General features: G+C 70.3%; 11 protein-coding genes and 1 pseudogene. 1 reads left to right on the top strand and 11 read right to left on the bottom strand.

Going from position 1 to position 14,893, the window contains the following annotated elements; all coding sequences use genetic code 11:
* Positions 1 to 19: 19 nt before the first annotated feature.
* The 10 genes and pseudogenes from ABZ321_RS12250 to ABZ321_RS12205 form a co-directional block, all read right to left on the bottom strand.
* Positions 20 to 1,777, bottom strand: coding sequence for an ABC transporter family substrate-binding protein (locus ABZ321_RS12250; protein WP_344501623.1), 1,758 nt, complete (start codon positions 1,775 to 1,777; stop codon positions 20 to 22).
* A 285-nt stretch (positions 1,778 to 2,062) separates the two neighbouring features.
* A complete protein-coding gene (gene efeB, locus ABZ321_RS12245; RefSeq protein WP_354890920.1) occupies positions 2,063 to 3,322 on the bottom strand; it encodes an iron uptake transporter deferrochelatase/peroxidase subunit in 1,260 nt (419 codons plus the stop codon).
* 46 nt (positions 3,323 to 3,368) lie between these two features.
* A complete protein-coding gene (gene efeO / locus ABZ321_RS12240; protein ID WP_344501625.1) occupies positions 3,369 to 4,511 on the bottom strand; it encodes an iron uptake system protein EfeO in 1,143 nt (380 codons plus the stop codon).
* A 31-nt stretch (positions 4,512 to 4,542) separates the two neighbouring features.
* Positions 4,543 to 5,385 carry an iron uptake transporter permease EfeU gene (gene efeU, locus ABZ321_RS12235; RefSeq protein WP_344501626.1) on the bottom strand — a complete coding sequence of 281 codons (843 nt, stop codon included), beginning with the start codon at positions 5,383 to 5,385 and terminating at the stop codon, positions 4,543 to 4,545.
* Between the two features lie 135 nt (positions 5,386 to 5,520).
* On the bottom strand, positions 5,521 to 7,011 hold the full coding sequence (ahcY, locus tag ABZ321_RS12230; RefSeq protein WP_344501627.1) for an adenosylhomocysteinase: 1,491 nt from the start codon (positions 7,009 to 7,011) through the stop codon (positions 5,521 to 5,523).
* Positions 7,012 to 7,322: 311 nt separating this feature from the next.
* The gene (gene manA, locus ABZ321_RS12225) at positions 7,323 to 8,456 is read right to left on the bottom strand and encodes a mannose-6-phosphate isomerase, class I (protein ID WP_344501628.1); all 1,134 of its coding nucleotides are present in this window, start codon (positions 8,454 to 8,456) and stop codon (positions 7,323 to 7,325) included.
* 2 nt (positions 8,457 to 8,458) lie between these two features.
* Positions 8,459 to 9,418: a cation diffusion facilitator family transporter gene (locus ABZ321_RS12220; protein WP_354890919.1), complete on the bottom strand. Its 960-nt coding sequence runs from the start codon at positions 9,416 to 9,418 to the stop codon at positions 8,459 to 8,461.
* Between the two features lie 85 nt (positions 9,419 to 9,503).
* The gene (locus tag ABZ321_RS12215; RefSeq protein WP_344501907.1) at positions 9,504 to 10,703 is read right to left on the bottom strand and encodes an SIS domain-containing protein; all 1,200 of its coding nucleotides are present in this window, start codon (positions 10,701 to 10,703) and stop codon (positions 9,504 to 9,506) included.
* A 98-nt stretch (positions 10,704 to 10,801) separates the two neighbouring features.
* Positions 10,802 to 10,963 (bottom strand): annotated as a pseudogene (locus ABZ321_RS12210) (Trm112 family protein); the annotation flags it as partial.
* 30 nt (positions 10,964 to 10,993) lie between these two features.
* Complete coding sequence (locus ABZ321_RS12205; RefSeq protein ID WP_354890918.1) at positions 10,994 to 12,364, bottom strand: phosphomannomutase/phosphoglucomutase; 1,371 nt, start codon at positions 12,362 to 12,364, stop codon at positions 10,994 to 10,996.
* A gap of 123 nt (positions 12,365 to 12,487) precedes the next feature.
* On the opposite strand from ABZ321_RS12205, the gene ABZ321_RS12200 reads away from it, so the two are divergent.
* Positions 12,488 to 13,465 carry a cation diffusion facilitator family transporter gene (locus ABZ321_RS12200; protein WP_354890917.1) on the top strand — a complete coding sequence of 326 codons (978 nt, stop codon included), beginning with the start codon at positions 12,488 to 12,490 and terminating at the stop codon, positions 13,463 to 13,465.
* Here the strand turns inward: ABZ321_RS12200 and ABZ321_RS12195 are convergent.
* Entirely contained in the window at positions 13,437 to 14,861 is a 1,425-nt protein-coding gene (locus ABZ321_RS12195; protein ID WP_354890916.1) for an aldehyde dehydrogenase family protein, read from the bottom strand. The genes ABZ321_RS12200 and ABZ321_RS12195 overlap by 29 nt on opposite strands.
* Positions 14,862 to 14,893 lie beyond the last annotated feature (32 nt).

Genomic DNA, 14,893 nt, shown 5'->3' with positions numbered 1-14,893 from the left:
TCCCCGTCGATCCGGTGCGTCAGGCCGCTTTCTGGCCCCACTCCTGGATGTTGTACGTCGGGCTCCACTGCGTCGCGTTGTCCCGGATGTTGACGTAGTCCGAGTAGGTGAACGTCAGCGTGGGCTTCTGCGCGATCGGGAGGACATAGGCCTCCTTCGACAGGATCTCGTCGCCCTGGTTGATCAGCTCGGCGGCCTTCTTCGGGTCGAGCGAGCGGGCACCCTCGTTGGTCAGCTTGTCGACCTCGGCGTTGGAGTAGCTGCCGTAGTTGCCGCCGTTGCCGGTGACCCAGTTCTGCTCGGCCGCACCCTGGTACAGCGGGCTGCCGACCCAGGCGAAGATGATCATGTCGTAGTCGGCGCTGGAGAGGGTCTTGCCGAGCGTCTCGGTGACCTCGATCTTGATGTCCAGGCCGATGTTCTTCAGGGCCGCCTGGACCAGCTCACCGGTCGTGGCGCGCAGCTGGTTGCCCTTGGTGTGACGGAAGCGCAGCGGCGGCACGGCCTCGCCGGACTTCGTGATGAGCTTGCCGCCCTCGATCTTGTAGCCGGCGTCGGTCAGGATCTTCTTGGCCTTCTCGACGTCACCGGAGCCCTGACCCGTGGGGGACACGACGTCCTTGTAGTTCGGGTCGCCGGGGAAGAAGTTGTGGCTGCCGAGCGGCTTCGCGGCCTTGTCGAACACACCGTAGGTCTTGTCGATGACCGACTTGACGTTGATCGCGGTGAAGATCGCCTGGCGCAGCGCGAGGTCGGACAGGTACTTGTTCTTCAGGTTCAGGTCCAGGTGCTCCCACTGATACCCGTGACCGATGCGGTAGATGACACCGGGCGTCTCGGCCGCGCCGTTCACCAGAGCCGCGTTCGGCTGCGGCGACATGCCGGTGATCTCCTTGTTCTTCAGGGCCGGGATGACGCTGCCCTGGTCGATCACGAACTTGAAGACGACCTTGTCCAGGGACGGCTTGACCTTGCCGTACCACTTGTCGTTCTTCTTGAGCACCAGCGACTGGTCCTTGTTGAACGTGTCGATGACCAGCGGGCCGCCGGACCAGGTCGGCACGGTCTCGCTGAACCAGTTGGCGGCGCTGTTGACGCCCTCGGGCTTGTTCAGGTCGAAGCCCTGCTTGGTCGCGAGGTGGGCCGGGTAGAGGCCGTCGGTGGAGTAGAGGCCCTTCCAGTCGGCGTAGGTCTTGCCGTCGTCGAAGGTCACCGTCACGGTCTTGCCGTTGTCGGAGCCGACGATGCTCTTGATCAGGTCATAGCCGGAGGTGCTGGCGGGCGTGCACTCCGAGCAGTGCTCCTTCTTCCCGGAGTTCTGCTTCCAGCCGAAGATGAAGTCGTCGGCGCTGATCGCGGTGCCGTCGTTCCAGACCGCGTCGGCCTTGATCTTGTAGACCACGGTCTGCGGGTTCTGGTTGGTGAGCTCGGCCGAGGTCATGAGGTCGGCGTTGAGGGTGAGCTGGCCGCTCGGGTCGGACTTGTAGACCTGCGGGATGACACCCGACAGCGCCTGCGAGGCGACGAGCGTGTTGCCCTCTTCAGTGGTGATGTTCCAGCTGGTGAAGCTCTGCTCGAGGCCGAAGATGTATTCACCGCCCGGCTTGGTGTTGCCGCTGTTGCAGGTGTTCGGGCTCTTCTCGCAGTCGGCGAAGCCGGCGTTGGACGTCGGCGTCTCCTTATTGGTGTCACTCCCGCCACCGCAGGCGGTCAACGTGAGCAGCGAAGCCGCCGCGACCGCGACGAGGCTGGTGAGCCCCTTCGATCTCGTGCGCATGGTCTCCTCCAGTCAGGAACGACAGCCCTGGCCACGATGAGTCCGCGGTCGCGGGCACGACCGTGGGCCAACCAGGCTGCGTTGTGGTGCCTAAAGGAAACGACGCGGTGGGCAACCTGCATAGAGGATGTAGAGATTCGTAACTGTCCCGTTATGCGGACTGTTGGCCGACCATTTGCCCAACGAAATGGACGTTCTGAAGTGCGGTTGTTACAGATGGTGAAAGTAGATCTTGCTGACTTGCGCCCGAAATATCCGAGAAACATGCCTTCGAATCCGTCGAAACTACGCGAAGAGCGCCCGACCCCAGAAGTCGTCGGCGGCACGGATGCCAGGAGGGCAGGCGAACAAACCACTTGACACATGGCGGATGTACTCGTTGAGCGCGTCCTGCCGGGCGAGCCGGGTCTGCATCGGCACGAACTGCCGGCGCGGATCCCGCTGGTAGGCGATGAAGAACAGGCCTGCGTCGAGGCGGCCGAGCCCGTCCGATCCATCGACGAAGTTGTACCCGCGGCGCAACAGCCGCGCACCCTCGTTGGCGTCGGGGTGCGCGAGCCGCACGTGCGCGTCGGCGGCGATGGCCGGCCCGCCGTCCGCGCCCTTCGCGTCGAACTTCGGCAGGTCGAACTCGGCCTTGCCGCCCAGCGGCGCGCCCTCGCCCTTGTCCCGGCCGATGATCGCCTCCTGCTCGCCGAGCGACGTGCGGTCCCACGTCTCGATGAGCATCCGGATCTTGCGGGTGACGACGTAGGACCCGCCGGCCATCCACTCGGCGCCGTCGCCCGGCTGCACCCACAGCTGCTCCTTGAGCAGCTGGGTGTCCTCGGCCTTCAGGTTGGCGGTGCCGTCCTTGAACCCGAACAGGTTGCGCGCGGTGACCTGGCCGCGGGAGGTCGACGAGGTGCGGCCGAAGCCCAGCTGCGTCCAGCGGACGCTGACCACCCCGAAGCCGATGCGGGCGAGGTTGCGCACGGCGTGCACCGCGACCTGCGGGTCGTGCGCGCACGCCTGGATGCAGATGTCGCCGCCGGAGATCTCCGGCTTCAGCGTGTCCTTGGCGAAGCGGGGCAGGTCGGCGAGGGCCGCCGGCCGCTTGTCGGCGATGCCGAAGCGGTCCTTGCCGTCGGCGGTGCGGAACAGCGTCGGCCCGAAGCCGATCGTGATCGTCAGGCCCGACGGCGGCAGGCCGATCGCCTCGCCCGTGTCGTCCGGGGCGGCCTCCGGGGCGCCGGCGACCGCGCCGATGCTGCCGGCGTCGCGGCCCGCGGTCATCCGCGCCGCCGCCATCGTCCACTTCTCCAGCAGCTCGACGAGGTCCGCCTTCTTGTCGGTGATGACGTCGAAGGCGACGAAGTGCAGGCGGTCCTGGGCCGGCGTGACGATGCCGGCCTGGTGCTCGCCGTAGAACGGGATCGCCGCACCCGCGTCGGAGGCCTGGGCCGGGTGGGTGGCGCCGTCGATCAGCGTCACCCCCGCCACGCCCCCTGCCGCGGCGCCCACGACACCCGCACCGGTGAGCCCGAGCATCTTGCGGCGATCCATCGCTCTTCCTTTCGCGTTGGCTGCGTCGGTACGGCCTGCTGCCGCGCTACTTGGCGGCGACCAGCGGGGCGACCTTGCTGATCGGCTCGGCGAGGGCGTTGATCGCGTCGCCGAGCTGCTTGAGCTCGGTCTCGGACAGCTCGTTGTGCAGCTTCCAGCCGTCGCCCTTGCGGTGCTTGTCGAGCTCGGCCTGCGCCGCGGCGAACTTGTCCTCGAGCGTCTTGGCGAGGGCGGCGTCCTTCTCCTCGATCATCGGGCGGAGCGCGGCGATCGCGGCGCGGGAGCCTTCGAGGTTGGCGGCGAAGTCCCACAGGTCCGTGTGCGAGAAGATGTCCTCCTCGCCGGTGATCTTGCCGGTGGCGACCTCGTCGAGCAGCTCCTTGGCACCGTTGGCCAGGTTCAGCGGCGACAGCTGCACGCTGTTGGCCTTCTCCACGATCGTCTTGACGTCGGCGAGCAGCTTGTCGGCGGTCGGGCCGGACTTGCTGACGTCCTTGGTGACCCAGAGGTCCTTCTCGATCTTGTGGAAGCCGGTCCACTCCTGGCCGGCCTCCAGGTCCGCCTCGCGGGCGTCGATGGCCGGGTCGAGGTCGCCGAAGCTCTCCGCGACGGGCTCGATGCGCTCCCAGTACGTGCGGGCGATCGGGAAGAGCGCCTTGGCCTTCTCCATGTCGCCGGCCTTGACCGCGTCGACGAACTCGGTGGTCTTGTCGATCAGCGCGCCGGTCTGGCTCTTCACGTAGCGCTGGTAGTCCTGCGTCGCCTGGGCGAGCTTCGCGTCGTCGGTGAGCGGCTTGGCGTCGCCGGTGGCCTTGAAGCCGCCGCGGATGCCCTTGCCGGCCATGCCGGGCTTGCAGGCCGTCTCGTACGTGCCGGCGGGCAGCTCGACGATGAGTTCGCGGCTCAGGCCGGGCGCCACGTTCTCGACCTCGCCCATGATCCGGTCGCCGGCGGCGAAGACGTAGAACTCGGTGACCTTGGCGCCCTTGTTGCTGACCGTGAACGTCACCGGCCCGGACGTGACCTCGGTCTTGGAGACCTTGCACTCGGTGTCGGTCGCGGTGACGGCGATCTTGCCGTTGCCGGCCTCGCCACCGGCCTTGGCGCCGTCCTTGCTGTCGCCGCAACCGGCGAGGCTCAGCGCCGCGGCAGTGCCCGCGCTCACCGCGATCAGGGCTGATTTACGCATGGTTCTCCTACGGAAGTGAGGGTGCGGGCGTTCAGACGGAGGTGGAGACCGGCGCCGACGCCGGCTTCGGGGTCTTCTTCAGCAGCGGCAGCAGGAACAGGAAGAGGACCGGGATGCCATAGGCGAGCCAGGCGACCGTCTCCAGCACCGTCGGCTGCGGCGTGATGTTGAACATGCCGCGGAGCAGTTCGGCGTACCAGGCGTCGGGCGGCAGCGCGCCGGTCACGTCGTACGCGTGCGTGTTGATCCCCGGCAGGACACCGCTCTCCTGCAGGTCGTGCACCCCGTACTTGAAGATCCCGGCGGCGACGAGCACCAGCAGCGCGCCGGTCCAGGTGAAGAAGCGGGTCAGGTTGATGCGGACGGCGCTGACGTACAGCAGCCAGCCGAGCACGACCGAGGTGAGCAGGCCGAGGCTGATGCCGATCAGCGGCTCGGCGGAATCCTGCGTGCCCTGGGCGGCGGCGTAGAACAGGATCGAGGTCTCCAGGCCCTCACGGACCACCGCGAGGAAGGCCATGCCGGCGATCGCCCACGCGCCGACCTGGATCGCCTCCTCGAGCCGCCCGCGCAGCTCGGCGGCCATCCTGCGGGCCATCCGGCGCATCCAGAAGATCATCCAGGTCACGAAGACCACGGCGGCGAACGACGCGCACGCCTCGAACAGCTCCTGCTGCTCGAAGCTCAGGGTCGCCGCGCCCGCCTCGAGAAGGGCGGCGAAGCCGATGGAGAGCAGCGCGGCGGCGGCCACCCCGGCCCACACGAACTTCAGCAGGGGCTTGCGCTCGCTCTTGACCAGGAAGGCGACGAGAATGGAGACCACCAGGGTGATCTCAAGCCCTTCACGCAGGCCGATCAGGTAGATGGCGGTCATTCGGGGCTCCGCAGGTTAGCCGAACCTTACTTAGGTCAGCGTTACCTTACCGGCGGGTCCCGGGTTCTACAAGTTGTAGAAGCGCGAGGGCCCGGCCGTGTGAACGGCCGGGCCCTCGATGCCTTGCTGTGTGGCTCAGTAGCGGTAGTGCTCGGGCTTGTAGGGGCCCTCGACCGGGATACCGAGGTACTCGGCCTGCTTCTTGGACAGCTCGGTGAGCTTGACGCCGAGGGCGTCCAGGTGCAGCCGGGCGACCTTCTCGTCGAGGTGCTTGGGCAGCGTGTAGACGCCGACCGGGTAGTCCTCGAGCTTGGTGAACAGCTCGATCTGCGCGATGACCTGGTTGGTGAAGCTGTTGGACATCACGAAGCTCGGGTGGCCGGTCGCGTTGCCCAGGTTGAGCAGGCGGCCCTCCGACAGCACGATGATCGAGTGGCCGTCGTCGAACTTCCACTCGTCGACCTGCGGCTTGATGTTGATCCGCTTGACGTCGGAGCGCTTGGTCAGGCCGGCCATGTCGATCTCGTTGTCGAAGTGGCCGATGTTGCCGACGATCGCCTGGTGCTTCATCTGCGCCATGTGGTCGGCGGTCAGCACGTCGAGGCAGCCGGTCGCGGTGATGAAGATGTCGGCGGTGGAGACGACGTCCTCGATGGTGGCGACCTGGTAGCCGTCCATGGCGGCCTGCAGCGCGCAGATCGGGTCGACCTCGGTGACGATGACGCGGGCACCCTGGCCGCGCAGCGACTCCGCGCAGCCCTTGCCGACGTCGCCGTAGCCGAACACGACCGCGACCTTGCCGCCGATCAGCACGTCGGTGGCCCGGTTGATGCCGTCGATGAGCGAGTGGCGGCAGCCGTACTTGTTGTCGAACTTCGACTTGGTGACCGAGTCATTGACGTTGATCGCCGGGAAGAGCAGCTTGCCCTGCTGGTGCATCTCGTAGAGCCGGTGCACGCCGGTGGTGGTCTCCTCGGTCACGCCCTTGATGCCGGCGGCGACCTTGGACCAGCGGCCCTTGTCCTCGCTCAGCGAGGTGTGCAGCAGCTGGAGGATGACCGCGTACTCCTCCGAGTCGGCGGTGTCGACCGCCGGGACCGCGCCGATGCCCTCGAACTCGGCACCCTTGTGCACGAGCAGCGTGGCGTCACCGCCGTCGTCGAGGATCATGTTGGGCGCCTCGCCGTCCGGCCACAGCAGGACCTGCTCGGTGCACCACCAGTACTCCTCCAGGGTCTCGCCCTTCCAGGCGTAGACCGGGATGCCGGCCGGGTTCTCCGGCGTGCCCTCCGGGCCGACCGCGATCGCGGCGGCGGCGTGGTCCTGCGTCGAGAAGATGTTGCAGCTGGCCCAGCGCACCTGCGCGCCGAGCGCGGCGAGGGTCTCGATCAGCACCGCGGTCTGGATCGTCATGTGCAGCGAACCGGTGATCCGCGCGCCCCGCAGCGGCTGCGACGCGGCGAACTCACGGCGGATCGCCATCAGGCCGGGCATCTCGTGCTCGGCGAGCTGGATCTCCTTGCGCCCGAAGGCCGCGAGGGAGAGGTCGGCAACCTTGAAGTCACCCTCGGCCACGGTCTTCGGGCGGTCGCCCTGGGCGATCCGCGGCGGCAGCGTGCTGGTCATGCAGTCTCCTGGTCTGTGGGCCGGATCTGGATCTGGGCCCGAATGCGAGCCGCGCTGATCGACCAGTCGCGGCCAGGCCCAAAGCGGCGCGACTCTTACGGTACGCGGCATGGCACTAGTGATGACCACCGGCCTTTGGACAGCGCACGGGGCGGTGAGATCACTCTCACCGCCCCGTGCTTCCCCCCGGTTTGGCTCTCCCGCGTGAGGCTCAGACTCAACGTCGAACCCTGCGTAGTCAGAACACTACCCTGTGCAGTCATAATGTCAAGGCAAATACGGACAAGATGCCGCGTTTTGGGTTGCGGCTTCTACGGGGTGGCGGCCTGGAAGACGTCGCCCTCGCCGCTGATCGCCAGCTCCCCCCGGGACGCGGGGGCGAAGGCCGCCTGCCCGGCCTCGAGGGTGACCGGCACCACGCCGTCGTCGACCCGGACGCCACCGCGCACGCACAGCACGATCCGCGGGCCGCCGCCGGGCAGCCGGACCGCCGGGGTCCCGGCGTCCAGGACCGCCCGGTGCAGGGTGAAGTCGTCGACCGGCACCGGCCAGGTCACGAGACCCGGCCCGACCTGCGTGGGACGGGTGACGGGGTCGTCGAGCACCTCGAAGCGCAGCACCCGCAGCAGCTCCTCGACGTCGACGTGCTTCGGGGTCAGGCCGCCCCGCAGCACGTTGTCGGAGGCGGCCATGATCTCCACGCCGACGCCCCGCAGGTAGGCGTGCAGGTTGCCCGCGGGCATCCAGACCGCCTCGCCGGGGTGCAGCCGGACCCGGTTGAGCAGCATCGCGACGATGACGCCGGCGTCCCCCGGGTACTGCTCGGCGAGCTCCACGGCCAGGGCGTAGGCCCCGCCGCGGCCGGCGCACGCCGCCACGACCTCGTCCACCAGCGCCGCGTCGGGCTTGGCCAGCAGGCCGCGCACCGCGTCGTGCAGTGCGGCGGCCTTGTCGTCCTGGCGCAGCGCGCCGACGGTCTCCTCCAGCCCCGCGACGCCGAGCGCGGCCAGGTCGGCCGCGGTGACCGCCGGGTCCCGGAAGCCGCACAGCGCGTCGAACTCGGTGAGCGCGACCAGCATCTCCGGCTTGTGCCACGCGTCCACGTAGGACGGGTGGCCCGCCGCGTGCGCCTCCCGGGCCTGGGCGAGCGTCGGGTGCGCCTGCAGCGACAGCGGCTGGGCCGCCGCGAGGATCTTCAGCAGGAAGGGCAGCCGGGCCCCGAAGCGCTCGACCCCGGCCGCCCCGAGCAGGCCGGCCGGGTCCGCGGCGATCGCGTCGGTGAGGGTCGTGCCGCTCACCGCGAGGCGGGACGGGCTCGCGGGGTGCGCGCCCATCCACAGCTCCGCCTCCGGCTCTGCCGTCGGCGCGGGACGCCCCTGCAGTGTGGCGATCGCGGTCTGCGACCCCCACGCGTACTTGCGGATCGGACTGTCGAGCAGCTCCACGGCTAATGCGCCTCCGCGGTGTCCGGCAGGTCCGTCTTCGCGGGTTTTCCTGCCTGGTAGATGTCGGGCTCCAGGTAGATCATCCTGGCGATCGGGACCGCCGCCCGGATCCTGGCCTCGGCCGCGTCGATGCCGCGCGCGACCTCGCTCGCGGTCTCGTCGTGCCGCACCGCGATCTTCGCCGCGACCAGCAGCTCGTCGGGGCCCAGGTGGACGGTGCGCATGTGGATCAGCGACTCGACCTCGGGACCGGCGACGATCGCCGCCTTGATCTGAGCGATCTGCTCCGGGGTCGCGGCCTCGCCGACGAGCAGCCCCTTCATCTCGACCGCGAGGATGGCGGCGACCACGATCAGCAGGACGCCGATGGCGGCCGTGCCGATGCCGTCCCAGATGCCGTCACCGGTGATCAGGGTCAGCCCGACGCCGAACAGCGCGAGGACCAGGCCGACGAGGGCGGCGAGGTCCTCGAGCAGGATGACCGGCAGCTCCGGCTGCTTCGCCCGGCGGATGAACTGCCACCAGGTGGCGTCACCCTTGATCTTCTGGGTCTCCTGGATGGCGGTGCGGAATGACAGGCTCTCCATGACGATCGCGGCGACCAGCACGGCGACCGGGACCCACTGCCACTTGTCGATCGGCTCCGGGTGGCCGATCTTGTGCCAGGCCTCGTACAGCGCGAAGATGCCGCCGACGAAGAACAGCACGACCGCGACGACGAACGCGTAGACATAGCGCTCGCGGCCATAGCCGAACGGGTGCTCGGCGTCGGCCCGCCGCTTGGACTGCCGGCCACCGAAGAGCAGCAGCCCCTGGTTGCCGGAGTCGGCGACGGAGTGGATCGACTCGGCGAGCATCGACGACGAGCCGGTGAGCAGGAACGCCACGAACTTGGTGACAGCGATGCCGAGGTTCGCGAACAGGGCCGCGACAACGGCCTTCGTCCCACCCTCTGTGCTCATTCCGCCGCCTCCGCTACGCTCCGGCGTCGGCCTGAGCCGAACCTGAGCCCCTGATTCGCGGCTCCTCCGCTTCGCTCCGGACCGCTCATGGACTGACCAGCTCCTTCATCTCCGAGACCGCGGGCACGGCCATCGGGTCGAAGCCGTGCGCGAGTCCAAGATAGATCGAAGCGAAGTCGGGCACCGCGACGAGAGACGCAAGTCGCTCCAGGGCCGAGCCGCCCTCGGCGGTGATCAGGCTCACCCGCACGCCACGGCGCTCCGCGAGCTGCTGGACCGCGTCGGCACGCTTCTCCTCGACGGCCGAGGGCTCGCCGTCGGCCTCCTCCTCGTCCGCCGAGAGGCCGCCGTCGCGCAGCAGCACCAGCCGCAGCCGGGTCACCGACTCGTCCTCGTCGGACGGGTCGGCGAAGATGTCGCGGCCCGCCTCGGCCAGCCCGCCGTAGACGCCGTCGAGCAGGCCGACCCTGCCGCGGCCCGCCTCGCCGAGGGCACCGGCGACTGCCGGGTAGCGGGCGTTGGCGGCGAGGGTGTCGCCGAAGCGCCGGGCCGCGACGTTCGCCAGCGGCGAGGAGCCCCACACGATCGGCACGGACCGGGCCAGGTCGAGCGCGAGGCTCTTGCCCGGGTTGACGAACGACTCGAGGGTCATCCGGCACCGGTCGGCGTCGGCGTCGAGCCGGGCGGCGGTCTCCGCGAAGTCTGCCTCGTTGACCTTGACCAGGCCGAGCTGCCGGCCGGCGAGCAGCACCGGCACGGCCAGGCCCCACAGGCTGGCGCGGGCCGGGGCGCGGCGCGGCACCGGGATGAACGGCGCCCGGAACCGGTCGGCGAGCGCGTGCAGCTGCGTGTCGGGAGCGCCGATCGCGACGAGCCGGGCGCCGCGGCGGCCGGCGGCCTCGGCGGCCGCGAGGGCCTCCGGGGAGCGACCCGACGCGGACACGGCGATGACGACGTCGGCGGCGCCGACCCAGCCGGGGATGCCGGCGCTGCGGTGCGCGAGGACCGGCACCGGGCAGCGGGGGCCCGCGACCGTCTCCAGGATGTCGCCGGTGCGGGCGGCGGTGCCGACCCCGGCGACGACGACCGCCCGGGGGCGGCCCTCGTCGGCCAGGGCGCTCAGGTCGGTCTCCGCGGCGAGCGCCGCCGACTCGCGGACCTGGGCGCCGGCCGACGCGGTGGCGCGCAGCATGCCGCCCGGGTCGTTGCGCTCCAGCGCGGCGGCGTCGTCGAGCAGCGACAGGTCGATCTCGCGATGGCCGCGGACGCCCGCGGTGCCCTCCAGCGGGTTCACGCGGCGCCGCCTTCGGTGAGCGGGGACTCGCCGCCGGCGACGGGAGCGCTGTCGCCGGTGACGGGAGCGCTGCCGCCGCCCTCGGGGAGCCGGGCCTCGTCGAGCAGGAGGACGGGGATGCCGTCCCGGATCTCGAAGATCCGGCCGCAGGACGTGCAGGTCAGCGTCTGCGCCTCCGCGTCGAGCGTGAGCTCGGCGTGGTGCTCGTCGGGGCAGCGCAGGATGGACAGCAGGGCGGGGTCGACGGACACGTCTGATCCAACTCCTTCTAGCAGCGTTCGTCAGCGGCGGATGACAGCCAGCATTTCATCGCGCAGGGCTGCCATCCGCTCGGCGGTCGGCGCCTCAACGTTAAGCCGCAGGAGAGGCTCCGTGTTGGACGGGCGCACGCTGACCCAGCTGCCGTCGGGGAAGTCCAGCGTGATCCCGTCGAGGTGGTCGACCGGGACCGGATACGCGGCCTGGATCTCGGCGAGCTTCGCGGCCGGGTCGGCGACCGTGGAGTTGATCTCCCCGGAGTCCGCGTAGCGGACGTAGTCCTTGGTCAGCGCCGACAGCGGGGCGGCCTGCCCGCCGAGCATCGCGAGCGTGTGCATCGCGGCGAGCATGCCGGTGTCGGCGCCCCAGAAGTCGCGGAAGTAGTAGTGCGCGGAGTGCTCGCCGCCGAACACGGCGCCGGTCGTGGCCATCTCGGCCTTGATGAACGAGTGCCCGACGCGGGTGCGCACCGGGGTGCCGCCGTGCTCGCGCACGATCTCCGGCACGGCCCGGGAGGTGATGAGATTGTGGATGATCGTGGCGCCGGGGGTTTTCGCCAGCTCGCGCACCGCCACCATCGACGTGATCGTCGAGGGCGAGACGGCCTCGCCGCGCTCGTCGACGACGAAGCAGCGGTCGGCGTCGCCGTCGAAGGCCAGGCCCAGGTCGGCGCCGGTCTCGCGGACCTTCGCCTGCAGGTCCACCAGGTTGGCCGGCTCCAGGGGGTTGGCCTCGTGGTTGGGGAACGAGCCGTCCAGCTCGAAGTACAGCGGGATGATCGTCAGCGGCAGGCCGTCGCCGAGCACCGCCGGCACCGTGTAGCCGCCCATGCCGTTGCCCGCGTCGACGACGACGGTGAGCGGGCGGATGCCGCTCAGGTCGACCAGGCCGCGCAGGTACGCCGCGTAGGCGGTCAGCATGCCGCGCTGCTCGATCCCGCCCTCGCGCCCGCCGGCCGGCGGCTCCCCGCGGCCTTCCAGGATCGCCTGGGCCCGCTCGCGGATCTCGGCGAGGCCCGAGTCCTGCCCGACGGGCTTCGCCCCCTGCTTGCACAGCTTGATGCCGTTGTACTGGGCGGGATTGTGACTCGCCGTGAACATGGCACCGGGGAGGTCGAGCGTGCCGGAGGCGAAGTACAGCAGGTCCGTGGAGCCCAGACCCGACTCGACGACGTCGGCGCCCTCCGCCCGTACACCCGCCGCGAACGCCGACGCGAGCGCCGGACCCGACTCGCGCATGTCGTGCGCCGTCACGACGCGCTCCGCGAACTCTCCCCGGCTGCGCAGCGTCTGGACGAACGCGCGGCCGAGGGCCTCCGCGACCGGCTCGTCGAGCTGGTCGGGCACCGTCCCCCGCACGTCGTAGGCCTTGACGATCCGGCTCAGGTCGATCACAGTCCGTGCTCCTGTCGTGGGCGCTGGTCCTACCGCGAAGCCTAGTGCCGCGAGGTTCCGCACACGTGTCAGTCCGGGGTTGCCGGTGTTAGTTCATGTCGTCGGTGTGGTACAGGGGGATACGTGGCCGAGGAAGGTAACTCCATCAGGGCGATCATCGCCGCGTTCGCCGCCAACCTCGGCATCGCCATCAGCAAGTTCGTCGCGTTCCTCTTCACGGGGTCCTCGGCGATGCTGGCCGAGGCCGTGCACTCGGTGGCGGACACCACCAACCAGTTGCTGCTGCTCATCGGCGGCCGCCGCGCCAAGCGGGAGGCCTCACCGCTGCACCCGTTCGGCTACCAGCGCTTCCGCTACTTCTACGGGTTCCTGGTGACGCTCGTCATCTTCCTGGTCGGCGGCGTCTTCGCGCTGTTCGAGGGGTACGAGAAGCTGCACTCCCCCGAGCCGGTCGAGTCGCCGGTGTGGGCGTTCGCCGTGCTCGGCGTGTCGGTCGCGCTGGAGTCGTTCTCGCTGCGGACGGCGGTGCACGAAGCCCAGCCCGAGCGGCGCGGGCTGCCGTGGCTGCGGTTCATCCGGACCACCCGCTCGCCGGAGCTGCCGGTGGTGCTCGCCGAGGACTTCGGCGCGCTGACCGGCCTGTTCTTCGCCGCGGTCGGCATCACCCTCGCCGTCGTCACCGGCGACGGCCGGTGGGACGCGGTCGGGACGATCGCGATCGGCATCCTGCTGGTCGTCATCTCGATCACCCTGTCGATGCGGATGCGCAGCCTGCTGATCGGCGAGTCCGCCGACCAGGAGACGCTGCGGCGCATCGAGGCGGCCGTCGAGCCCTTCGTCGATCGGCTGATCCACCTGCGCACCATGCATCTCGGCCCCGACCAGCTGCTGATCGCCGCCAAGGTCGCGTTCAGACCCGACGAGACGGTGGCGCACGCCGCGGAGGCGATCAACCGGGCCGAGGCGCGCATCCGCGAGGACCTCGACGACGAGTGCTTCATCTTCCTGGAGCCCGACGTCTGGGACCAGCGCCTGCACGAGACGGAGGCCAAGCCGCCGGGCTCCGCGGCTCCTACAGCTGTAGACCCGTCAGCACCATGACGCGGTCCTCGGTGTAGTCGGTCATGGCGCTGGCGAGGCCCTCGCGCCCGACGCCGCTGGCCTTGGCACCGCCGTAGGGCATCTGGTCGGCGCGGTAGCTGGGGACGTCGCCGACGACGATGCCGCCGACGTCGAGGACCCGGTGGGCCTCGAAGGCGCGGTCGAGACGGCGGGTGAAGACGCCGGCCTGCAGCCCGTACTGCGAGTCGTTGACGGCGGCGAGCCCGGCCTCGTCGGACTCGACCCGCTCCAGCACGAGGACGGGGCCGAAGACCTCCTCGCAGGCGACCTTCGCGTCGCGGGGCACGCCGGTCAGGACCGTCGGGGCGTAGTTGGCGCCGTCGCGGGTGCCGCCGGTGAGCAGCTTCGCGCCCGCCGCGACGGCCTCGCCGACCCAGGACTCCACCCGCTCGGCGGCGGCCTCGCTGATCAGCGGGCCGACGTCGGTGGCGTCCTCCCACGGCGAGCCGGTCACCTGCGCCTCGACCGCCGCGACCAGGCGCTCGGTGAGCGCGTCGAAGTGCCGGTCGTGGACATACACCCGCTGCACCGCGATGCAGCTCTGCCCGGCCTGGTAGTTGGAGAACGTCGCGACGCGGGTCGCGGCCCAGTCGAGGTCGTCCCAGTCCTCGCAGACCAGGACCGCGGCGTTGCCGCCGAGCTCGAGCGTGACGTGCTTGCGGGGCACGGCCTCGCGGATCTGCCAGCCGACCGGGCCGGAGCCGGTGAAGGACACCACCGGCAGGCGCGGGTCGGCGACCAGGGCCGGCGCCCGGTCGTTGGGGATCGGCAGGATCGACCACATGCCCTCGGGCAGGTCGGTCTCGGCGAGGATCTCGCCGAGCAGCAGCGCGCTGAGCGGGGTCGCCGGCGCCGGCTTCAGCACGATCGGCGCGCCGACCGCGATCGCCGGGGCGACCTTGTGCGCGACCAGGTTGAGCGGGAAGTTGAACGGGGCGATGCCGAGCACCGGCCCCTTCGGCACGCGCTTGACCAGGGCGATCCGGCCGGTCGCGGCGGGGTCGGTGTCGAGGCGCTGCACGGCGCCGGAGAAGCGGCGGGCCTCCTCGGCGGCCCAGCGGAACGTGGACACCGCCCGGCCCACCTCGCCCCGGGACCACTTCAGGGGTTTGCCGTTCTCCCCCGTGATCAGCTGGGCGACCTCCTCGGCGCGCTCCTTCAGCCGGGCGCTCACGTGGTCCAGCGCCGCGGCCCGGACGCTCGCCGGGAGGGCGGCGGCCTTCGCACGGACCGCGCCGGCCGCGGCGACGGCCTCCTCGACCTGCGCCGGGGTGGCATTGGCGGTGCTGCCGACCACCCGGCCGTCGAACGGGTGACGGATCTCGACGGCGTCGTCGCTGGTCGCCGGTCGGCCGGCGATGAAGAACGGGGTCACACTGAAAGCCTACGCCGCTTCACAGCATGGAA

Origin of the sequence: Dactylosporangium sp. NPDC006015 (assembly GCF_040614215.1) — a bacterium.
Taxonomy (GTDB): domain Bacteria; phylum Actinomycetota; class Actinomycetes; order Mycobacteriales; family Micromonosporaceae; genus Dactylosporangium; species Dactylosporangium maewongense.
This window is presented reverse-complemented; position numbering and strand designations above follow the sequence as displayed.